This window comes from Polaribacter aquimarinus (genome assembly GCF_003129485.1).
In the GTDB taxonomy this organism is placed as follows: Bacteria; Bacteroidota; Bacteroidia; order Flavobacteriales; family Flavobacteriaceae; genus Polaribacter; species Polaribacter aquimarinus.
In genome coordinates, this window is record NZ_QFFG01000001.1 from 133437 (window position 1) to 153621 (window position 20185).

Consider the following 20185-nt stretch of genomic DNA (forward strand, 5'->3'; position numbering starts at 1 on the left):
GAAAAAATAACAACACTATCAAATTAGTTTGGTTTTTGAGTATTGCTATAACTCTTTTTTGATTATTTAAAATCCTCTGAGTATTCTAAGACATAAAGTTTTTAGCTCCATTCATATTGTAATGACAAACCTAAAAAAAACAGCCTATTTTACTATTACTTTAAAATAGCATTTAAATTAAAAAAGAATAAATTATCGAGCAGATAATTTATTCTTTTGAGAAAAGTTGAGGGACAATCTTAATAGATTTAAAAAACTACTCCTCTCCATCCATCTATATTTCTTTTTCTAATGGCTGGATTAACAACACCTTTACCTGGTTTCCAAACTGTATATTTATCACCTTTAAAAAAATAAATGTTTTTACTTTTGGGATGCACTAAAGCTGCATCAATATTAGTTCTAAAAAATTTAGGCAAAGATTTCCAAGCATTAACCCCAATAATACCGCTATCAAATTTTACTGGAGGTAAAATTCCATTATCTTTAAAACAATAATATTGATTTCCTTTAAAAGCATAAAAGAGCTTACTTTTTGGATGCTGAATTATTGCATCTATTCCTTTACTAAAATTATAATCTAATCCTCTTAAAAATTTTGATTTACCCAATTTATATTGCTTAATACTCTTACTACTAGATTTATATTCTATAAATTGATTTCCATTGATAAAATAAGCTTTTTTCTTGTAATTTATAGCTGCATTTAAGCTCACATTAAATGGCCAATAAACCATTTTCCAACCATCTTTAGCAGTTACTCTTTTAGTTCTATTATCTTTAGTTTTTACAACTCCTTTTCCTGGTTCCCATTTAATATAATTTACACCAGAGAAAAAATAAATAGCCCCATTTGAGTGTGTGAATGCAGCGTCTATTTTTTTTAACTTTTTCTTTTTTTGTATACCTTTTTCAATATTTGGTAAAACCATACAACTAGATAGTAAAATAGCCAAACTTAACAGTAGATATTTTAGTAGCGATGTTCTTAATTTAATACGTAATACTTTCATAATGATTGATTTAATTATTCTTTGATATGCTCAACAGAAAACCACACAAGAATATATATACCATCAAATTCAGTGAGTCCATATCCTATTGGCCATGGGTTTCTAGTTTCGGTAAATTCAATAAACTGTTGTACTGAAATAAAACCTGATTTATTACCCAAAAAATCATCGTTATTACCATCAGGATCTTTATCGTACAATTGCACATAAAAGCCTAACTTGGCATCATTCTGCACTTCTTCTTCTGTAAGGGTAATCCTATACTCAGAACCTTCAGAGTTAATCAAGAATGCTTCTGTACCAACAGAATCAAAAAAATCGCGGTTTCTCTCCCATAAAATGAACTCTTCGCTTTTATCATCAACAGTAATAGTTGAACTGATTCGTCCATAAAGCTCTAAAGCATTACCTTCTGAAGCAGGAAATTCACGTACCGTTATTGAATCTGCTTTTATCTTAAATGATTCTGGTTTTGATTCTAGAGAAATGTCATTATTACTGCATGCAACAATAATTATCATAACTAGAATGACGATTGCAAACTTTGATGTTTTCATAATGATATTATTTTGTGGTTTTAATTCTTGTAGTGATCTTAAATTGGTAAGTCTGCAGCCTTATCCAAAATAAGACACCACAAAATTTGTTTATCGATATTTTCGACAGTTCAAAACTAGGTAAGAAATGAAATAAAATCTAACTTTTAGCATGGACAAAGTATGGACATACAAAGTTTCACATGGACAAAAACCATATTTAAAATCAAAATTAACTTAACTTAAATAATTGATTTTTAGTGAATTATACTGATTAATGCAATTTTAATCCTAATTAATAATTATAGACAGTTGATAATCCGTAACTCAGGAATTATATAATATTCATTACATTAGTAGTTGTATAAAAACTTCCGAGATGAAAAAAAACAGACTACTTTTAACATTTTTATTTTGTGTAAGTCTACTTTCTTATAGTCAAAATAAGAAGAGAGTAGATAGTTTAAATAATGCTTTATTAACAGAAAAAAATGATTCTTTAAAAGCAGATATCCTTCTAAAAATTTGGAAAGAGTTTGTTAATTCTAACACACCAAAATCGCTTGAATATGCAAACAAATTGGTAGAATTAGGTAAAACTACAAACAACGAATATATCTTAGCTGATGGATATATGAAAAAAGGCACATCATATGGTTATATGAGTAAGCTTAATGAAGCTACAAAATTTAGCAAGAAGGCTCTATTCTATTTCAAAAAACAAAAAAACAACAGCAAAATGGGAACAGCATATTTAAATATTGCTGTAGATAAAACTGATTTATCTGAATATAAAAAAGCTAAAAAATATTTAGATAGTGCTTTAGTAAATTATACTAAAGCCAAAGACTCTTCAGGATTAACCAAAGTATATTCAAATAAATTTCGTTTATGGTTTATGCAAGGTTACTATAAGTTAGCAAGAAAAAACTTAATGAAATCTATAGAAATTGCTGAGGATATAAACGATGAATTTTACATAAACAAAGGTTTTGGAAGTCTTGCTCAATGTTATTCTTTAATGAAAGACACAATTAATGCTGAAAAAATTTATAAGAAAGTAATTAAAAAATCAAAAGAAAAAGGTTTTAAAAGAAGTCAATATCAAGAAATGGTATTGTTAGCTTCTATGTATGAGAATAATGTATATAATTTTAATAAATCTCAACTACTTTTAAATGAAGCAATTCCTGAATTAGAAAAACTGAAAGACCAATATATGCTTATGATTGCTTATAAAACTAAAGGTCTCGTAAATTACCATAAAAAACAATATAAAGTAGCTATAAAAAATTTAAATAAGAGTTTAGAGATTTCTAGATTATTTAACAATCCTAAAAGTATTGCTGAAAACTTAATTAGAATTGGAGATTCTTATATAGAATTAAATAATCCAAAAGAAGCTTTAAAACATGCTAAAGAGTTTACATCTAAATATAATAACACCCAAGGTTCTGTTATGCAGTTAATATCTTATAATTTATATGCAAATATTTATAAAAAACTTGGTAATTTAAGAGAGGAACTTAAGTATCAAAAATTAATTACTGAAACATCAAGAAAAATAGACTTTAATTCTAGATCAAGAGAAATTGAAGAATTGCAAATAATCTATGAAACCTCAAAAAAAGAAAATGAAATTGCGTTAAAAGAAGAAGAAATAAAGACTTTAAATGCACAAGCCAAAAATGATAAGCTAACAAAAACGCTATTTGGAATTGGAATGTTTTCTTTTTTAGCTATTTCAGGATTAATTTATTTTGGATTTAAGCAACGAATTAAAAAAAATAAGATTGAACAAGAAAAGCAAGAAGCAATTTTAAAACAGAAGTTAGAATTTAAGAAAAAAGAACTAACAAGTCAAACATTACACTTAGTTCAGAAAAACACATTTATCCAAGAATTAAAAGAAAATTTAGAAAGAATAAAAAAATCTCCAGAATTATTTAAAGTAGAGTTTAGACGATTAGTTTTACTGCTTAAAAAAGAAAGTGCTGAGGATAAAGATTGGGAAGTTTTCAAATCTTATTTTTCTGAAGTTCATAATAATTTTGATGAAAAAATTAAGTCATTGGCTAAAAATATTACTGAAAAAGAAATTCGATTAGCTTCTTTTTTAAGAATGAATTTATCTACAAAAGAAATAGCTTCAATGTTTAATGTGCTACCGGAGAGTGTACTAAAATCAAAATATAGATTAAAGAAAAAATTAGGTTTACATAAAGAACAAGATTTAAATAGTTACTTAAACACCCTTTAAACCCAATCTTTAGGATGCGCTAAAACTTTAAGCAATCTTTCTTCTTCAGAATTTTCTGTTGGAGAATGATTATATTTCCATTGTACAATGGGTGGTAAACTCATTAAAATACTTTCTATTCTTCCATTGGTTTTTAAACCAAAAAGAGTTCCTCTATCATGCACTAAATTGAATTCTACATAACGCCCTCTTCTTACTTCTTGCCAATCTTTGTTTTCTTTTGTGAATTCAATTTCTTTTCTTTTTTCAACAATAGGCACATAACTTTCTAAAAAACTATTACCAACTTCAGTTACAAAATTGAATCTATCTTCCATTGAGAACTCATCAGTTTCTTTTAGATAATCGAAAAATAAACCTCCAATTCCTCGTGCTTCATTTCTGTGAGCGTTCCAAAAATAGTTATCACAGGTTTCTTTAAATTTTGGATAAAATTCAGAATGATGTTTGTCACAAGCAGATTTGCAAACCGAATGAAAATGAATTGCATCCTCATCAAACAAATAATAAGGCGTTAAATCTTGACCACCACCAAACCATTGGGTAACAATATTTCCTGCATCATCATACATTTCAAAATAACGCCAATTTGCGTGCACAGTAGGCACTAATGGATTCTTTGGATGCAAAACTAAACTCAATCCACAAGCAAAAAAATTACCTTCTTTAACTTTAAATTGATTTCTTAAAACTTCTGGTAATTCTCCGTGAACAGCAGAAATATTTACGCCTCCTTTTTCAAAAACTTTACCATTTTCAATAACTCTGGTTCTACCTCCTCCACCTTCTGCTCTTTTCCAAATATCTTCTTGAAATTTTGCCTCACCATCTACTTTTTCTAGTGTTGAAGTAATTGTATCTTGAAGATTTTCTATGTAATTGTAAAATTTATCTTTCATTGTAAATTTCGTAAAGCTCCATATCTAAGGACTCAGAACCTGGAGGAGTGAATGATTTATGTAATGTTTTAATCCAATTAAAATTACAATTTTCAGCAACTTTAACACTACTAATATTCGTTTTATTTGTAATAATCTGGAGTGTTTTGAGTTTTAAAACTTCAAAAGAATATTTGGTCAATGCTTTTACCACTTTTGTTGTAAAACCTTTTCCTTCTATTTGATAACCAATTGCGTAAGCCAATTCTCCTTGCATTTTTTTCCAATCAATTTCTTTTATATAAAAAATACCATCTATGGTTCTGTCTTCAGTATTTTTTAGAACAAAAACAAATTCTTCTTTCTCTAGAATATTTCTCGTCTTTTCTTTGACAAATCTTGTAGACAAATCTGGAGTTAGATTTTGTGCTAAAGTGGATGGAAAATAGGTTTTAAATCGATCTTGGTTAGCAACCATAAAATTACAGATCTTCCAAAAGTCTTTTTCTTGAAGTAAATGTAATTCGTGTGTTCCTAAATTTGCAATCATTAAGCTTCTTTTTGCTGATTTAAAAGCACTACCGTTTTAACTGATGCAGCTGTTACAGAAAGTGGTAAAACTACAATAATTCCGATAACAGGAACTAATAAACACAACATAAAAACAATTCCGTTTCCGATAGAAAAACCTTTATTTCTACCTACAAAATCGATACTTTCTTTGTATTTTAAATGACGTTCTAAAGTATAATCCATATTTCCAAAACCAGCATAATAAGACTGCACTACAAACAATAAAATGGTAGAAAATATATTTACTAACGGAATAAACTTTAGCAATAAAATAGGAATGGTTACCAATAATTCTTTACTCAAATTTCGAATACTAATTCGAATTCCTCTAACCAATTGTTCTTGAAAAGATGTTTTTCTATGCGTATGCTGCAAATTTCCATTAATATGTACTTCTATTTTCTCGGAAACAGGACTCATAAAAGGTGCAGACAACGCTAAAATAATGTGTTTATAAAGGATTAAGCCTATAATTAAAACCACCAAACCTCCAACAAAAGAAGTAATTGTAGTTACAGTTTCTTTACCCCAATCCCAAATCCAAATTTTTGCGAGAAAGACACCTATATTATCTGACAATCCATACGCTGTAAAACCAATAATAGTTGCTGTTAGCACACTAATTATCATTGGAATCGCAAAGTATTTCCAGAGCTTTAGTTTAGATATTAAACCAAAAGCACCTGCGTATGCTTGAATTCCTGAAAGTATGTCTTTAATCATTTACGTTGGCTTGCGTTAGTGATTGAGCATTTGTTGGAGCTCCTTGAAAAGAGCGACTTGCGAAAGCACGACCTTTAGGGAACGCCCAACTTCTCGATATTATTTTGTTACCAAAATCACTCGAAGTGAGATTAACTTTTATATTCTTTTACAGCATCTACAAATGCCTTTGCATTGTCTAGTGGAATGTTTGGTAAAATTCCGTGACCTAAATTTACAATATATCTATCTTTTCCGAAATCGTTAATCATTTGATGCACCATTTTTTTAATTTCTGATGGTGGAGATAACAAACGTGAAGGATCGAAATTACCTTGCAACGTAATTCTTCCTCCTGATAAATAACGTGCATTTCTTGCTGAACACGTCCAATCTACACCTAAAGCAGAAGCTCCTGATTTTGCCATATCGCCAAGTGCAAACCAACATCCTTTTCCGAATGCAATTACTGGAGTTTCATCTTTTAATGCATCAATAATTTGCTGAATGTATTGCCAAGAAAATTCTTGATAATCTGTTGGAGACAACATACCTCCCCAAGAATCGAAAACCTGAACTGCATTTACCCCAGCCTCAACTTTTGCTTTTAAATAGGCAATAGTAGTGTCTGTAATTTTTTGCAATAAACTATGTGCTATAACCGGATTTGTAAAACACAATTCTTTGGCTTTATCAAAGTTTTTAGAGCCTTGACCTTGTACACAATAGCATAAGATTGTCCAAGGTGAACCTGCAAAACCTATTAACGGAATTTCATCATTTAGTTTTTCTTTAGTAGCTTTTATGGCGTCCATTACATAGCCTAAAGAATCTTGAATATCAGGAATAATTACTGAGTCTAAATCCTTTTGAGAACGAATTGGATTTGGTAAATATGGACCAAAATTTGGTTTCATTTCCACTTCAATATTCATTGCTTGCGGAATTACCAAAATATCAGAAAATAAAATGGCGGCATCCATTCCATATCTTCTGATAGGTTGTACTGTAATTTCTGAAGCTAATTCTGGAGTTTGACAACGTGTAAAGAAATCGTATTTATGTTTGATTTCCATAAATTCTGGCAAATAACGTCCTGCTTGACGCATCATCCAAACTGGTGGTCTGTCTACTGTTTCTCCTTTTAATGCTCTTAAAAATAAATCGTTTTTTATCATTATATAGCTTTTGGCTATCGGCTTTTAGCTTTTGGCTTTGGCTTTTAGCTATTCTTTATCGTATTTATTAATCCGTTAATCATCTTTCCCTCTTTTGCTATAAGTTCAAAAATGATTTCTAATTCTTCTGATTTAATTAATTCTAATTCTTGAATTATTATAAGTTGAGTTTCCACCTCAAATAGAGAACCCATTGCAACTTCTAAAAACCTTTTAAATTCAATTTCACTATTTCTACTTGAGCCCTCTGCAATATTTGATGGAATAGAAACAGCTGCTCTAGTGATTTGACTTATTAACCCAAATTTCTCGTCAGAAGGTAATTTTTGAGCTATTTTATAAATTTCTTTAACAAGTAAAATTCCCTGTTTCCAAATCAATAAATTTCTAAAATTTCTCATTATTTCTTCTCTAATAGCAAAAGGCTAAAAGCTATCAGCTACCTTTTGCATCGCTTTGTCAGTTGCGTCTGCTATTTTTTTAATATCCTTATCTTTTAAAGCCGATGACAAAAACCAAGCTTCAAATTGTGATGGAGGTAAGAAAACTCCGTTTTTAATCATTTCCCAAAAGAACACTGCAAATTTTTCTGTATCAGAAGTTTGTGCTTCTTCAAAATTAGTGACTTTGGTTTTGGTAAAAAATGGATTCAGCATAGAACCAAATCTATTTACCGATAAATCTATATTGTATTTTTTTGCTGTTTCTAATAAAATTACTTCTATAATTGACCCTATTTCTTCAAACTTATCATAAGGATTTTGCTTTTTCAACTCGGTTAATGTTGATATCCCTCCTGCCATTGCAATTGGGTTTCCACTTAAAGTTCCTGCTTGATACATTCCTCCAAGAGGCGCCACATTTTCCATAATTTCATTTCTTGCTCCATAAGCTCCTACTGGAAAACCTCCACCAATAACCTTACCTAAACAAGTAATATCTGCCTCAACACCTAACACTTCTTGCGCTCCTCCAAATTTAGAACGGAAACCTGTCATTACTTCATCTGCAATTAAAACCGCTCCGTTTTTGTGAGCTAACTCTTTTAAGTCTTTTAAAAAATCGTTTTGCGGAATTACAACTCCCATATTTCCACCTACAGGTTCAATAATTACTCCTGCAATATCATCGAATTTCTCAAAATGTGCTTTTACACTTTCTAAATTATTGTATTCTGCGATTAAAGTGTTTTTTACTGCACCTTCAGGTACACCTTTTGATCCTGGTAAACTTAAAGTTGCTAATCCAGAACCTGCAGCTACTAATAAGGCATCTTGATGTCCGTGATAACAACCCGAAAATTTAATAATTTTATCTTTACCTGTAAAGGCTCTTGCCAAACGAATTCCACTTAAAACAGCTTCTGTACCTGAGTTTACAAAACGGACTTTATCCATACCTGGAAAAGCATCACAAACGATTTTTGCTAATTTGATTTCGTTTTCTGTAGATGCTCCAAAAGAATAGCCATTTTTTAATGCTTTTTTAGCAGCTTTTTCTACTTTTTTATGACGATGACCTAAAATCATTGGTCCATAAGACAATACCAAATCTACATACTCATTTCCATCTACATCTGTTATTGTACTTCCTTTTGCTTTTTTAATAAACAATGGATTTCCACCCACAGAAGAAAATGCTCTTACAGGAGAATTTACTGCTCCTACTAGATTTACTAAACCTTTATTATATAATTTTTGTGATTTTTTGAATTTCATTTTATAGCTTTTAGTAATTAGCTTTTAGCTATTAGCAATTGCTGACAGCAAAACGCTAAATCTATTTGTTTAAAATTTTAGCAGCTTCCTTAGCAAAATAAGTGATAATAATATCTGCTCCTGCTCTTTTCATGGATAATAAACTTTCCATCATCACTCTTTCTCCATCAATCCAACCTTTTTCAGCTGCTGCTTTTACCATTGCATATTCTCCACTAACATTATAACATGCAATTGGTCTGTCAAAATTATTTTTTAAATCTCTAATGATATCTAAATACGACAATGCTGGTTTTACCATTAAAATGTCTGCGCCTTCTTGGTCGTCAAAAGTGGCTTCACGCATTCCTTCATCTCTATTTGAAGGATCCATTTGATAGGTTCTTCTATCTCCAAAAGTAGGTGCAGAATCTGCTGCATCTCTAAATGGACCATAAAAAGCAGAGGCATATTTTACAGAATACGCCATAATTGGCAAGTTTACAAAACCTGTATTGTCTAAAGATTGACGAATCATATCTATGGTTCCATCCATCATTCCTGATGGAGCCACCATATCTACTCCTGCTTTTGCATGCGAAATTACTTGTTTTGCAATATTTACTAATGTTGCATCATTATCTACATCATTCTCGTGAATAATTCCACAATGTCCGTGAGAAGTATATTCGCAAAAACAAACATCTGTAATCACATATAAACTTGGATAATTCTTTTTGATAAAACGAATTGCTTGTTGCATAATTCCGTTATCATTCCAAGTTTCTGTGCCTTCTTCATCTTTGTCTGAAGGAATACCGAATAATAAAACAGCAGGAATATTTAACGTTACAACTTCCTCTAATTCTTCAGAAATCCTATCCAAAGAAAAACGATGAATCCCAGGCATAGAAACAATTTCTGTTTTGATATTTTCTCCTTCTTCAATAAAAAGAGGATAAATAAAATCATCTACAGATAATTTGGTTTCTCTAACCAATCTTCTAATTCCTTCTGATTTTCTTAATCTTCTTGTTCTGAACATTTTCTTATGAATTAAAATGATTCATTACCAATTCTAAAACTGAATCTACACTTGGCAAATTGGCAACTTGTACGTTATCAAAATGTTTTCTTGCTTCTTTTGCAGTGGTTTCACCAATACAAAAAGCAATTTTTTCAGTATTATTTTCTTTTAAATAACTCTCAATACCAGATGGACTATAAAACAAAACTCCTGAAACTGAATCATCAATTTTATCAGGACTTAACATAGTTTTATAAGCCTCTACTTCGTTTACTATAATTTCGTGTGTTTGCAAATAAGCAGGTAAGATATCTAAGCGTACATCACTACAAAAATAGGTTACTTCTTTATTTTCTAATTCTTTAGATAAATATTCAGCTAATTTCTTTGCGTTTTTTGCAACGTGAGTTACTTTACCAATTCTGTTTTCAATTAGTTTTTTTGTTCTTCTACCAACACAATAAATATTCTTGAAGTTCAATTCATCCTTGGTAAAAGAATTTAAAATAGCTTCTACTCCATTTTGACTAGTAATGATTACGTTTTCTAACTCGTTTTTCATCACCTTTGGTGGAATTCTATTAAATCTAATTTTAATAAAATCGCTATCTTCTATACCAATGCTATTTGGTAATACTTTTTTTTGAGCTTCAGATAATTTTTTAGTAGAATATACTTTTTGACTCACAGGAGATTCACCTTCCATATCTGCCAACATCATCTCTTTTCCTCCTCTATTAATTACATAATCTGCACAATCTTTTGCTAAAAAACGATGACGTCCCATTTTAGCAGTTTTGGTTACTGTAATTTTCTTTGAACCGTCTTTTTTTAGTAAAACTCCTTTAAAGTTGATTTCCTCAGTTTTTTCATCAACATAAGCTAGAGCACCAATTGGAGCTGTACAACCTCCTTCTAATTGATTCAAAAACTCTCTTTCAATTCCAACACAAACTTGTGTTTCATAATGATTTAACTGCTCACAAGCATCAATTGCAAATTGATCTTTTTCTAAGCAAGCCACCATAATTGCTCCTTGAGCTGGAGCAGGAATCATCCAAGTTAATGGAATTGCTCCTTTATTTCTTAATCCTAATCTTTCTAAACCCGCTGCTGCAAATACAGCTCCATTCCAATCATTATCTTCTAATTTTTGCAGACGTGTATTTACATTTCCCCTTAAATCAACTACTTTATGTGTTGGATAACGGTTCAGCCACATTGCTTTTCTACGCAAACTACCAGTAGCAATTACACCTCCTGGTTGTCCGAAAAATTCTTCAGTATCTTTTAAAACTAGTAAGTCAGTATAATTTGCACGCTTTAAAACTGCGCCTTGAATAATACCTTCTGGTAAAACAGTTGGTACATCTTTTAAAGAATGCACAGCAATATCAATATCGCCATTTAGCATTGCAATATCTAAATTCTTGGTAAAAATCCCTGTAATTCCAAGTTCATATAAAGGTTTATCTAAAACAATATCACCCGTAGATTTTATAGGAACAATTTCAGATTCATACCCTAATTCTGCTAATTCTTTGCGTACTTTATTTGCTTGCCAAAGCGCTAATTGGCTATCGCGAGTTCCTATTCTTATGGTTTTTTGCATTGATTTTTGGTTAAGATTGAAAAACCTTATGAATTACTTGAAGGCTTTGTGAAACTGATGTTTCTTCATCTTTTAAGTGTTTCACAAATTGTGTAGTTATTTTTTGGATAAAACGATTTGTTAAAATTTCTGCTTGATTTTCATCAAAATCAGTAATTTTTTTCTTTTGGAAATTGATTTCGTCGTTTTTTATATTTTCTAAAGATTGCTTTAAAGCTGCTATTGCAGGTGTAAATCTTCTGTGATTTAACCAATCGTTAAATTCAGCTTTATGCGTTTCAATAATTTTTTCTGCTAAAGGCACTTCTTGTTGACGAACCGCTAAAGTTTCATCAGTAATCTTAGAAAGCTCATCAACATTCACCAAAAAAACACTTTTTAAATCTGCTACCTGTTTATCTACATTTTCTGGCATAGATAAATCTAATATCAATAATTCTTTGTTTTCAGAAATATGTTTTGTAGTAATAGTAGGTTTATCAGAACCAGTAGAAACAATTAAAACATCCGCTTTATTAATTTCTTTAGTTAAATTTTCTATAGTAGATTTTCTAATTGATTGGTGCTCTTTTACAAATTCAGTAGCTTTTTCTTCAGTTCTATTTATTAAACAAACTGACTTATTCTGAGTATATTCAGCTAAGTTCTTACAAGTATGTTTTCCCATTTTACCCAATCCAAAAACTAAAATATTTTTTGAATTATAATCTGGTAAATTTTTGATGATATATTGCACAGCTGCATAAGAAACAGAAGTAGTTCCTGAACTTAATTTCGTTTCGTTCTTAACTCTCTTACTAGCATGTAGAACGCTATTTACCAATCTTTCGGAATACGCATTAGTCGTATTTAAAGATTTAGCCATTTTAAACGATTGTCTTAATTGACCTACAATTTCGTAATCTCCTAAAATCTGACTTTCTAAACCAGTACCTATTCTAAATAAATGGTTAATTGCTTCTTGCCCTTTGTAAACAAAAGAAACTTTTGCAAATTCTTGAATTGTGCCTTCAGAAAATTCACATAAAAGTTCTATTAATTGGCAAGGTCTTTCTGCAAAACCAGAAATTTCAGTTCTGTTACAAGTTGATAAAACAAAAATTCCTTGAAAGCCTTTTTCTTTGGCAAGTACCAATAATGCTTTTTGATTTTCTTTTGATAAAGAAAATTTTCCACGTGTGTTAGCATCTGCTTTTTTGTAACTAACCCCAATATTGTAAAAGTGCTCTTGCCTATCCTCTTGCATGTTATTGTAAAAGTTGGTCAAAAATAAAAACTTCATTTAAAAAAAAATGTCGCTTAAAGTACTTTTTATAACGTTAGATGTTTTTTAGATAGTTTTTAACTAAAAAAACTTTAAAATCCCTTATGTTTGCAACAGTAGTAAGGTTTTTTCATTTCGCTATATAGAATCATTCTAAATAAAAACAAATTAAATTTATCAAAATAACATGTTTAAAAATGTCGGCAAAAGTACTTTAGAGCAAATTGATTTAGAAGATGGGTTTTATGTACTTCATTTTCAGAATGAAAGCAAAGAAGTACAGATTTTTGAAAGAGACATTAATAGCACATTTATTCAAATTCATTTTTGTTTGAGAGGAAATTCTAAATTTCTATTCAACAACGGAACCTATTCTTTTGATGTTTTAGATAATAGATCTATTTTATTATACAATCCGCAAAGAACATTACCTATTCACTTAGAAAATCAACCCAAAACAACATTAGTTTCTTTATTAATTTCTATTGAAAAATTTCACTCTTTATTTTCTAAAGAATCTGGATATATTCCTTTTTTAAGCGATGAAAACAGCAACAGAAAATACTATGATGATACCGAAATAAAACCTACTGTTTCTATTGTTTTACAACAAATTATCAACTCAAACATCAATAGTTCCATTAGAGAATTGTATGTAAAAGGTAAGGTTTATGAATTGTTGAGCCTACATTTTCAGCAAGATGAAAACGTAGAAGGTGAATATTGTCCGTTTTTAGTGGATGAACAAAATGTTTTAAAAATTAGAAAAGCGAAAGAAATTATTATTGATAGAATGGCAGAACCACCTAGTTTACAAGAATTAGCAAACGAAATTGGTTTAAATATTAAAAAACTAAAAGAAGGTTTTAAGCAAATTTACGGAGATACTGTGTACAGTTTTTTGTTTGATTACAAAATGGAACACGCCAGAAGATTACTAGAGAGTAACCAGTTTAATGTAAATGAAGTTGGAACAAAAGTTGGGTACAGTACTTCTAGCCATTTTATTGCGGCTTTTAAAAAGAAATTTGGCACTACACCCAAGAAATATATAATGAGTTTACAAAATTAGAAGTTAGAAGTTAGAAGTTAGAAGTTAGAAGTTAGAAGTTAGAAGTTAGAAGAAAAATAAAAAATTGAAACAACTTACCCATTACGATATCGAAAACTCACAAAAGAAGTTTCCTATAACTATTGTTTGTGACGCTATTAGAACTCCTGAAAATATAGGAATGTGTTTCCGTATTTCTGAAAGTTTTGGTGTAGAAAAAATCTATTTTCACGAAAGTTCTCCATCTATAGATAACAGAAAAGTAATTAATACCGCTAGAAATACAATTAATCAAATTGAACATGATTCTTATGTAAATTTTGAGGAAATAATAACCAAACTTAAAGAAGAAGGCAATACAATTATCGGAATAGAAATTACTGATAAAAGCATCAATATTCAAGATTTTAATTTTAAAAATCACGAGAAAATCGTCTTACTTTTGGGTAGTGAACGTAATGGAATTGAAAATATAAATTTAGTAGATGAAACGATTGCCATACCAATGTATGGTAGAAATTCATCAATGAATGTAATTCATAGTTTAGCAATAACTTTGTATGAGGTTACAAATCAGTTAGCAGTAAGTAGTAAGCAGTAAGTAGTAAGCAGTAAGTAGTAAGCAGTAAGCAGTAAGCAGTAAGCAGTAAGCAGTAAGCAGTAAGCAGTAAGCAAAATAAAAAAAATACTGAAAATAAATTCAGCATAAAAATGAAAGGAGTTTTATTAAACAATTTAGGATCACCAGATTCTACAGACTTAAAAGATGTAAAAACATATTTAGATGAATTCTTAATGGATGAACGCGTTATCGATATTCCGTATTGGAAACGTTACATTCTAATTAAAGGAATCATATTAAATTTTAGACCAAAAAAATCAGCAGCAGCCTATAAAAAAATTTGGTGGGATGAGGGTTCTCCTCTTGTGGTGATTTCTGAGCGTTTTACTGAAAAACTAAAACAAAAAATCGATACTCCAATAGAATTGGCAATGCGTTATGGTTCTATGTCTATGGAAAAAGGTATCAAAAATTTGGTCGATAAAGGTGTTACAGAAATCTTTTTAGCGCCTTTGTACCCACATTATGCAATGTCATCTTACGAAACTGTGGTAACCAAAGCTGAAGAAATTTTAGCAGAACATTATCCAGATGTGACTTTAGATACTTTGCCTCCTTTTTATAATGAGCCAGATTATATCAAAGCAATGAGCGCAAATATTGCGAATCATTTAAAAGGATTTGATTACGATCATATATTGTTTTCTTATCACGGAATTCCTGAACGTCATATCAAAAAATCTGACCCAACAAAAAGTCATTGTAAAATTGATGGTTCATGTTGTGAGCGTAACTCAGTAGCACATCATACTTGTTACAGACATCAATGTTTTGAAACAACAAAAGAAATTGCCAAAACGCTAAACCTAAAAGAAGGAACGTATAGCAACTCGTTTCAATCTCGTTTGTTAAAAGACCCTTGGTTAAAACCTTACACTGATTTTGAGTTGGAAAAATTTCCAAAAGAAGGAAAGAAAAAATTAGCGGTTATTACTCCTGCTTTTGTTTCTGATTGTTTAGAAACTTTAGAAGAAATTGCGATGGAAGGAAAAGAAGATTTTTTAGAAGCTGGAGGAACTGATTACAAACACATACCTTGTATGAATGATAATGATGATTGGGTAGATGTTATGAAAGGATGGATTAAAGACTGGGAAGTTAGCAGTTAGCAGTTAGCAGTTAGCAGTTAGCAGTTAGCAGTTAGCAGTTAGCAGTTAGCAAAAATGAAATTTTTAACGAAAGTCATTTCGAGGGAAGTCAAGAAATCTCAACTTTGAAATTTAATACAACAATATGGATTTTTTATATGTAAAAGCTTTACACGTCATCTTTGTAATTACTTGGTTTGCAGGTTTATTTTATATTATTCGCTTGTTTATTTATCACGTAGAAGCAGAGAAAAAACCACAACCAGATAAAAAAATATTACAAACTCAGTTTAAACTAATGAGCAAACGTTTGTGGTATATTATCACTTGGCCATCAGCAATTTTAGCTAGTTTTTTTGCTTTTTGGATGTTATATAAAAATCCTTATTATTTATCAGAACCTTGGATGCACGTAAAACTCGCTTTTGTTTTAGCCTTATATTTTTACCATTATTCTTGTCAAAGAATTTACAAACAATTGCAAAATGATGTCATAAAATATTCAGCTTTACAACTTAGAATTTGGAATGAGGTTGCCACTATCATTCTATTTGCTGTAGTCTTTTTAGTAACCTTACAAAGTGCTATCAATTGGATATGGGGCGTTATTGGTATTATTCTTTTTGGTGTTTTATTGATGTTAGGTATCAGACTTTACAAAAAAATACGAGAAAAGAAATCTTGGGAAAAAGCTGAGAAAGAAGTTTTAGAAAATACAGACAAAACAATCTCTAAAGAAGAATAACTGACAAATATTTCATTTATTTGATGGTTCAAATTATCCAATGAAAAAAAATAAAAAGCAAGCTGCTTTAGGTTTCATTTTTGTTACAATGCTAATTGATGTAATTGGCTGGGGAATTATAATTCCTGTACTTCCAGGTTTAATAGAAGAACTCATTCAAGGTGATATTAGTGAAGCTGCAAAAGTTGGAGGTTGGTTAACATTTGCTTATGCCATTACACAATTTGTTTTTGCGCCTGTTGTTGGAAATTTAAGTGATAAATACGGAAGAAGACCTATTATTTTAATTTCTCTTTTCGCATTTACTTTAGACTACATTTTATTGGCTTTAGCACCAACAATTACTTGGTTATTTATTGGACGAATTATTGCAGGAATTACAGGAGCTAGCATTACTACTGCATCGGCATATATTGCAGATATTAGCACACCAGAAAACAGAGCCAAAAACTTTGGAATGATTGGTGCTGCCTTTGGCTTAGGTTTTATTATTGGCCCTGTAATTGGTGGTTTATTAGGACAATATGGTTCAAGAGTTCCGTTTTATGCAACTGCCGTTTTATGTTTTATAAACTTCTTATACGGTTATTTTATTCTTCCAGAATCTTTATCTAAAGAGAAAAGAAGAGCGTTTGATATTAAAAGAGCGAATCCTGTTGGGAGTTTTATAGGCTTAAAAAAATACCCAAAACTGATTGGATTGGTTTTATCAATGTTTATTTTATATGTGGCTTCTCACGCCATTCAAAGCAATTGGAGTTTTTTCTCAATGTATAAATTTAATTGGGATGAAAAAATGGTTGGACTTTCTTTAGGTATGATTGGACTCTGTGTTGCACTCGTTCAAGGTGTTTTAATACGATGGATAAATCCAAGATTAGGAAACGAAAAAAGTATTTATGTAGGCTTCTTTTTTACAGTTTAGGAATGCTATTATTTGCATTTGCCACAGACAGTTGGATGATGTTTGTCTTTTTAATTCCTTATTGTTTGGGCGGAATTGCAGGACCTGCATTACAAGCCGTAATTTCTATACAAGTACCCAATACAGAACAAGGAGAAATTCAAGGTACATTAACCAGTTTAATGAGCGCTTCTGCAATAGTTGGCCCTCCAGTAATGACAGGTATTTTCTACTACTTTACAAAAGAAGATGCTCCTTTTGAGTTTGCCGGTGCACCATTTTTATTAGCTGCCATCTTAATGATAATCAGTGCTTTTATGGCTTTTTATTCTTTTAAAAAGCATAAAGTTAAAACCAGTAAGACTGTTGTTTTGAAAGAGGAATAATCTAACTCCTAATACTCTGCTCAAAAGGAATACGATTTACAATACTTCTTCCTAAAGTAACTTCATCTGCATATTCCAATTCATCACCCACAGAAATACCTCTTGCAATAGTAGATGTTGTAATCTCGAATTTTTCGATTTGTTTAAAGATGTAAAAATTGGTAGTATCTCCTTCCATAGTAGAACTTAAAGCAAAAATCAACTCCTTCACTTCTCCTTTTTCAACTTTAGAAACTAACGATTCAATTTGTAAATTTTGAGGTCCAATTCCTTCAATTGGAGAAATTTTTCCGCCCAAAACGTGATACAAACCATTAAATTGAGAAGTACTTTCAATTGCCATTACGTCTCTAATATCTTCAACGACACAAACAATTTCAGGATTTCTTTTAGGATTGTTGCAAATATCACACAAAAGGGTATCAGAAATATTATGGCATTTTTCGCAAGTTTTTACATCATTTCTTAAATGCAATAATGCTTCCGATAAATACTTGGTATTGTCTGAAGGCTGTTTTAATAAATGTAACACCAAACGTAGTGCAGTTCGTTTTCCAATTCCGGGTAAACGCGATACTTCATTCACTGCATTTTCTAATAATTTCGAAGAAAAATCCATTTTGTAAAATTACAACTTCTTAAGAAAAAAGAATATAGAAAAAAGACAAAAGACTATATTCGTAATTTAGAATTAAACATTTGTAATTTACAATGCAGCCACTCCATATTATACTATTAATTGTCGCTTATTTTTCTGTTTTGATATTCATTTCTTACATCACAGGAAAATCTGCAGACAACAAAACCTTTTTTAAAGCTAACAACTCATCACCTTGGTATTTAGTTGCTTTTGGAATGATTGGAGCATCACTCTCAGGAGTTACATTCATTTCTGTTCCAGGTTGGGTAGAAGCTCAAAGCATGAGTTATTTTCAGATGGTTTTGGGATATGTTATTGGTTATGCAGTCATTGGTTTGGTACTACTTCCACTCTATTACAAACTGAATTTAACCTCAATTTACACGTATTTAGAAGATAGATTTGGGCGATATTCTTATAAAACCGGTGCCAGTTTTTTCTTATTGTCAAGAACTATTGGTGCCGCTTTTCGTTTGTTTTTAGTGGCAAATGTACTGCAAGTTATTTTGTTTGATGCTTATGGAATTCCGTTTTGGGTAACGGTTTCCATCACTATTTTATTAATTTGGCTATATACGTTTAAAGGCGGGATTAAAACCATTGTTTGGACAGATACGTTGCAAACTTTATTTATGTTAATTGCAGTTGGTGTTTGTATTTACACCATTTCTGATGAAATGCAAATTGATAGTTTATTCACTTATGTCTCTGATAGTAAACTCTCTAAAATATTCTTTTTTGAGGATGTTAGCGCTGGAAATTACTTTTGGAAACAATTTTTATCTGGTGCATTTATAGCTGTTGTTATGACAGGATTAGACCAAGATATGATGCAAAAAAACTTAACTTGTAGAAACCTAAAAGATGCACAAAAAAATATGTTTTGGTTTACCATTGTTCTGGTAATTGTTAACTTTTTCTTTTTAGCTTTAGGTGTTTTATTAACCGATTTTGCACAACAAAACGGAATTGATGCACACAAAGACGAACTTTTCCCAATAATAGCAACTCAAGGAAATTTAGGCTTAGCAACTGCGTTGTTTTTCTTGTTAGGATTAATTGCTGCAGCTTATTCTAGTGCAGATTCTGCTTTAACCTCTTTAACCACATCTTTTAGTATTGATATTTTAGAGATTGACAAAAAGAAAGACAAAAAGCTTCAAGAAAAAATTAGAAAGAAAATTCACGTTGTATTTTCGGTTGTACTGATTCTCATCATTCTAATTTTTAAATATTTTATTGCTGATGAAAGTGTTATTGCCAACATTTTTAAAGCAGCAGGATATACTTACGGTCCACTATTAGGTTTATATACTTTTGGATTATTCACAAAGCAAAACGTAAAAGACAAAATGGTACCTATTATTTGTTTGTTAGCACCTATTTTAACTTTTATTATTAGTTATCACAGTCTAGAATTTTTCAATTTCGATTTTGGCTTTTTCGTTTTAGTTTTAAATGGGTTTTTAACCTTTATTGGATTATCTTTGTTTAAAAGGAAATGAAAAGTCTATTAAAATTTTTAATCAAACAATTTGGATTTCTTTTTGAAGATTATCCATTAGAATCTGGTATAGCTTTAATTATTATAAGTGCTTCGGCAATTTATTATTTAAGAAATAAAATATTTTATTTAAAAGGAGACTCAGTTTTAAGGTATTTAATTAATTTTAGAACCATATCCTATCTAATTGGTTTTTTTGGAATCAGTCAATTATTAAGAGGCTTAAAAGTATACGATTCAATCTTAAATGACTTTTTAATTGAATTTGAAACTTTAACTACAGAACACCCAATTATTATGGGAAGCGTAATAACAACATTTGGAATTTATCTAGTTTATGACAAATTAAAACCAATAGATGAAGAACGATTTAAAAAAGACTTTTCCATAGTAAGAGATAATGATAAATTTTATGAATATAAACTATGGATATTTATTGCTGCCATAACTATAATTGGCATATCAATGATCATAAGAAACCTATAAATCAAATCCTTTTTATATA

The 20185-nt window shown here is 30.3% G+C and carries 19 protein-coding genes and 1 pseudogene; 8 read left to right on the forward strand and 12 right to left on the reverse strand.

The genetic code is table 11. The annotated features are described in order from the left end of the window. Positions 1 to 248: 248 nt before the first annotated feature. Both DIS07_RS00580 and DIS07_RS00585 read right to left on the reverse strand, forming a co-directional pair. The gene (locus tag DIS07_RS00580; RefSeq protein WP_109403276.1) at positions 249 to 1013 is read right to left on the reverse strand and encodes a hemopexin repeat-containing protein; all 765 of its coding nucleotides are present in this window, start codon (positions 1011 to 1013) and stop codon (positions 249 to 251) included. A 14-nt stretch (positions 1014 to 1027) separates the two neighbouring features. After that, positions 1028 to 1534 (reverse strand): hypothetical protein, encoded by a 507-nt coding sequence (locus DIS07_RS00585; RefSeq protein WP_109403277.1) that lies wholly within the window; start codon positions 1532 to 1534, stop codon positions 1028 to 1030. 394 nt (positions 1535 to 1928) lie between these two features. On the opposite strand from DIS07_RS00585, the gene DIS07_RS00590 reads away from it, so the two are divergent. Then, a complete protein-coding gene (locus DIS07_RS00590; protein WP_109403278.1) occupies positions 1929 to 3809 on the forward strand; it encodes a tetratricopeptide repeat protein in 1881 nt (626 codons plus the stop codon). On the opposite strand, the gene hemF is transcribed toward DIS07_RS00590, so the two are convergent. From hemF to hemA, 9 genes are all read right to left on the reverse strand, one after another. Beyond that, positions 3806 to 4708: an oxygen-dependent coproporphyrinogen oxidase gene (gene hemF / locus DIS07_RS00595; RefSeq protein ID WP_109403279.1), complete on the reverse strand. Its 903-nt coding sequence runs from the start codon at positions 4706 to 4708 to the stop codon at positions 3806 to 3808. The two genes, DIS07_RS00590 and hemF, sit on opposite strands and share 4 nt — an antisense overlap. Continuing rightward, complete coding sequence (locus tag DIS07_RS00600) at positions 4698 to 5237, reverse strand: GNAT family N-acetyltransferase (RefSeq protein WP_109403280.1); 540 nt, start codon at positions 5235 to 5237, stop codon at positions 4698 to 4700. Before DIS07_RS00600 ends, hemF begins: the two co-directional genes overlap by 11 nt. Then, positions 5237 to 5983, reverse strand: coding sequence for an EI24 domain-containing protein (locus tag DIS07_RS00605; protein WP_109403281.1), 747 nt, complete (start codon positions 5981 to 5983; stop codon positions 5237 to 5239). The genes DIS07_RS00600 and DIS07_RS00605 overlap by 1 nt, the downstream gene beginning before the upstream one ends. A 131-nt stretch (positions 5984 to 6114) precedes the next feature. Further along, the gene (hemE, locus tag DIS07_RS00610; protein ID WP_109403282.1) at positions 6115 to 7140 is read right to left on the reverse strand and encodes a uroporphyrinogen decarboxylase; all 1026 of its coding nucleotides are present in this window, start codon (positions 7138 to 7140) and stop codon (positions 6115 to 6117) included. Positions 7141 to 7184: 44 nt separating this feature from the next. Then, entirely contained in the window at positions 7185 to 7541 is a 357-nt protein-coding gene (locus DIS07_RS00615; protein WP_109403283.1) for a four helix bundle protein, read from the reverse strand. 24 nt (positions 7542 to 7565) lie between these two features. Beyond that, positions 7566 to 8858: a glutamate-1-semialdehyde 2,1-aminomutase gene (gene hemL, locus DIS07_RS00620; protein WP_109403284.1), complete on the reverse strand. Its 1293-nt coding sequence runs from the start codon at positions 8856 to 8858 to the stop codon at positions 7566 to 7568. 61 nt (positions 8859 to 8919) lie between these two features. Then, on the reverse strand, positions 8920 to 9882 hold the full coding sequence (hemB, locus tag DIS07_RS00625; RefSeq protein ID WP_109403285.1) for a porphobilinogen synthase: 963 nt from the start codon (positions 9880 to 9882) through the stop codon (positions 8920 to 8922). A gap of 4 nt (positions 9883 to 9886) precedes the next feature. Next, positions 9887 to 11476, reverse strand: a complete 1590-nt coding sequence (gene hemC / locus DIS07_RS00630; protein WP_109403286.1) for a hydroxymethylbilane synthase — start codon at positions 11474 to 11476, stop codon at positions 9887 to 9889. Between the two features lie 10 nt (positions 11477 to 11486). Then, positions 11487 to 12722, reverse strand: a complete 1236-nt coding sequence (gene hemA / locus DIS07_RS00635; protein ID WP_109403287.1) for a glutamyl-tRNA reductase — start codon at positions 12720 to 12722, stop codon at positions 11487 to 11489. 205 nt (positions 12723 to 12927) lie between these two features. Here hemA and DIS07_RS00640 point away from each other — a divergent pair, with 205 nt between their 5' ends. From DIS07_RS00640 to DIS07_RS00660, 5 genes and pseudogenes are all read left to right on the forward strand, one after another. Next, positions 12928 to 13812, forward strand: a complete 885-nt coding sequence (locus tag DIS07_RS00640) for a helix-turn-helix transcriptional regulator (protein WP_109403288.1) — start codon at positions 12928 to 12930, stop codon at positions 13810 to 13812. Between the two features lie 64 nt (positions 13813 to 13876). Then, entirely contained in the window at positions 13877 to 14392 is a 516-nt protein-coding gene (locus DIS07_RS00645) for a TrmH family RNA methyltransferase (protein ID WP_109403289.1), read from the forward strand. Positions 14393 to 14502: 110 nt separating this feature from the next. Continuing rightward, positions 14503 to 15522 carry a ferrochelatase gene (gene hemH / locus DIS07_RS00650; RefSeq protein WP_109403290.1) on the forward strand — a complete coding sequence of 340 codons (1020 nt, stop codon included), beginning with the start codon at positions 14503 to 14505 and terminating at the stop codon, positions 15520 to 15522. 124 nt (positions 15523 to 15646) lie between these two features. Next, the gene (locus tag DIS07_RS00655) at positions 15647 to 16246 is read left to right on the forward strand and encodes a CopD family protein (RefSeq protein ID WP_109403291.1); all 600 of its coding nucleotides are present in this window, start codon (positions 15647 to 15649) and stop codon (positions 16244 to 16246) included. Positions 16247 to 16286: 40 nt separating this feature from the next. Further along, a pseudogene (locus tag DIS07_RS00660) lies at positions 16287 to 17536 on the forward strand (TCR/Tet family MFS transporter). A gap of 1 nt (position 17537) precedes the next feature. Here the strand turns inward: DIS07_RS00660 and recR are convergent. Further along, entirely contained in the window at positions 17538 to 18155 is a 618-nt protein-coding gene (recR, locus tag DIS07_RS00665; RefSeq protein ID WP_109403292.1) for a recombination mediator RecR, read from the reverse strand. Between the two features lie 92 nt (positions 18156 to 18247). On the opposite strand from recR, the gene DIS07_RS00670 reads away from it, so the two are divergent. Together DIS07_RS00670 and DIS07_RS00675 are read left to right on the forward strand one after the other, a co-directional pair. Further along, positions 18248 to 19681, forward strand: a complete 1434-nt coding sequence (locus DIS07_RS00670; RefSeq protein WP_109403293.1) for a sodium:solute symporter — start codon at positions 18248 to 18250, stop codon at positions 19679 to 19681. Then, positions 19678 to 20166, forward strand: coding sequence for a hypothetical protein (locus tag DIS07_RS00675; protein WP_109403294.1), 489 nt, complete (start codon positions 19678 to 19680; stop codon positions 20164 to 20166). The genes DIS07_RS00670 and DIS07_RS00675 overlap by 4 nt, the downstream gene beginning before the upstream one ends. The last annotated feature ends 19 nt before the right edge of the window (positions 20167 to 20185 follow it).

What these genes read in the sequence shown, in the direction of transcription:
- DIS07_RS00580 (WP_109403276.1), bottom strand. Translation starts at nt 1,013, where the DNA reads ATGAAAGTATTACGTATTAAATTAAGAACATCGCTACTAAAATATCTA.
- DIS07_RS00585 (WP_109403277.1), bottom strand. Translation starts at nt 1,534, where the DNA reads ATGATAATTATTGTTGCATGCAGTAATAATGACATTTCTCTAGAATCA.
- DIS07_RS00590 (WP_109403278.1), top strand. Translation starts at nt 1,929, where the DNA reads ATGAAAAAAAACAGACTACTTTTAACATTTTTATTTTGTGTAAGTCTA.
- hemF (WP_109403279.1), bottom strand. Translation starts at nt 4,708, where the DNA reads ATGAAAGATAAATTTTACAATTACATAGAAAATCTTCAAGATACAATT.
- DIS07_RS00600 (WP_109403280.1), bottom strand. Translation starts at nt 5,237, where the DNA reads ATGATTGCAAATTTAGGAACACACGAATTACATTTACTTCAAGAAAAA.
- DIS07_RS00605 (WP_109403281.1), bottom strand. Translation starts at nt 5,983, where the DNA reads ATGATTAAAGACATACTTTCAGGAATTCAAGCATACGCAGGTGCTTTT.
- hemE (WP_109403282.1), bottom strand. Translation starts at nt 7,140, where the DNA reads ATGATAAAAAACGATTTATTTTTAAGAGCATTAAAAGGAGAAACAGTA.
- DIS07_RS00615 (WP_109403283.1), bottom strand. Translation starts at nt 7,541, where the DNA reads ATGAGAAATTTTAGAAATTTATTGATTTGGAAACAGGGAATTTTACTT.
- hemL (WP_109403284.1), bottom strand. Translation starts at nt 8,858, where the DNA reads ATGAAATTCAAAAAATCACAAAAATTATATAATAAAGGTTTAGTAAAT.
- hemB (WP_109403285.1), bottom strand. Translation starts at nt 9,882, where the DNA reads ATGTTCAGAACAAGAAGATTAAGAAAATCAGAAGGAATTAGAAGATTG.
- hemC (WP_109403286.1), bottom strand. Translation starts at nt 11,476, where the DNA reads ATGCAAAAAACCATAAGAATAGGAACTCGCGATAGCCAATTAGCGCTT.
- hemA (WP_109403287.1), bottom strand. Translation starts at nt 12,722, where the DNA reads ATGCAAGAGGATAGGCAAGAGCACTTTTACAATATTGGGGTTAGTTAC.
- DIS07_RS00640 (WP_109403288.1), top strand. Translation starts at nt 12,928, where the DNA reads ATGTTTAAAAATGTCGGCAAAAGTACTTTAGAGCAAATTGATTTAGAA.
- hemH (WP_109403290.1), top strand. Translation starts at nt 14,503, where the DNA reads ATGAAAGGAGTTTTATTAAACAATTTAGGATCACCAGATTCTACAGAC.
- DIS07_RS00655 (WP_109403291.1), top strand. Translation starts at nt 15,647, where the DNA reads ATGGATTTTTTATATGTAAAAGCTTTACACGTCATCTTTGTAATTACT.
- recR (WP_109403292.1), bottom strand. Translation starts at nt 18,155, where the DNA reads ATGGATTTTTCTTCGAAATTATTAGAAAATGCAGTGAATGAAGTATCG.
- DIS07_RS00670 (WP_109403293.1), top strand. Translation starts at nt 18,248, where the DNA reads ATGCAGCCACTCCATATTATACTATTAATTGTCGCTTATTTTTCTGTT.
- DIS07_RS00675 (WP_109403294.1), top strand. Translation starts at nt 19,678, where the DNA reads ATGAAAAGTCTATTAAAATTTTTAATCAAACAATTTGGATTTCTTTTT.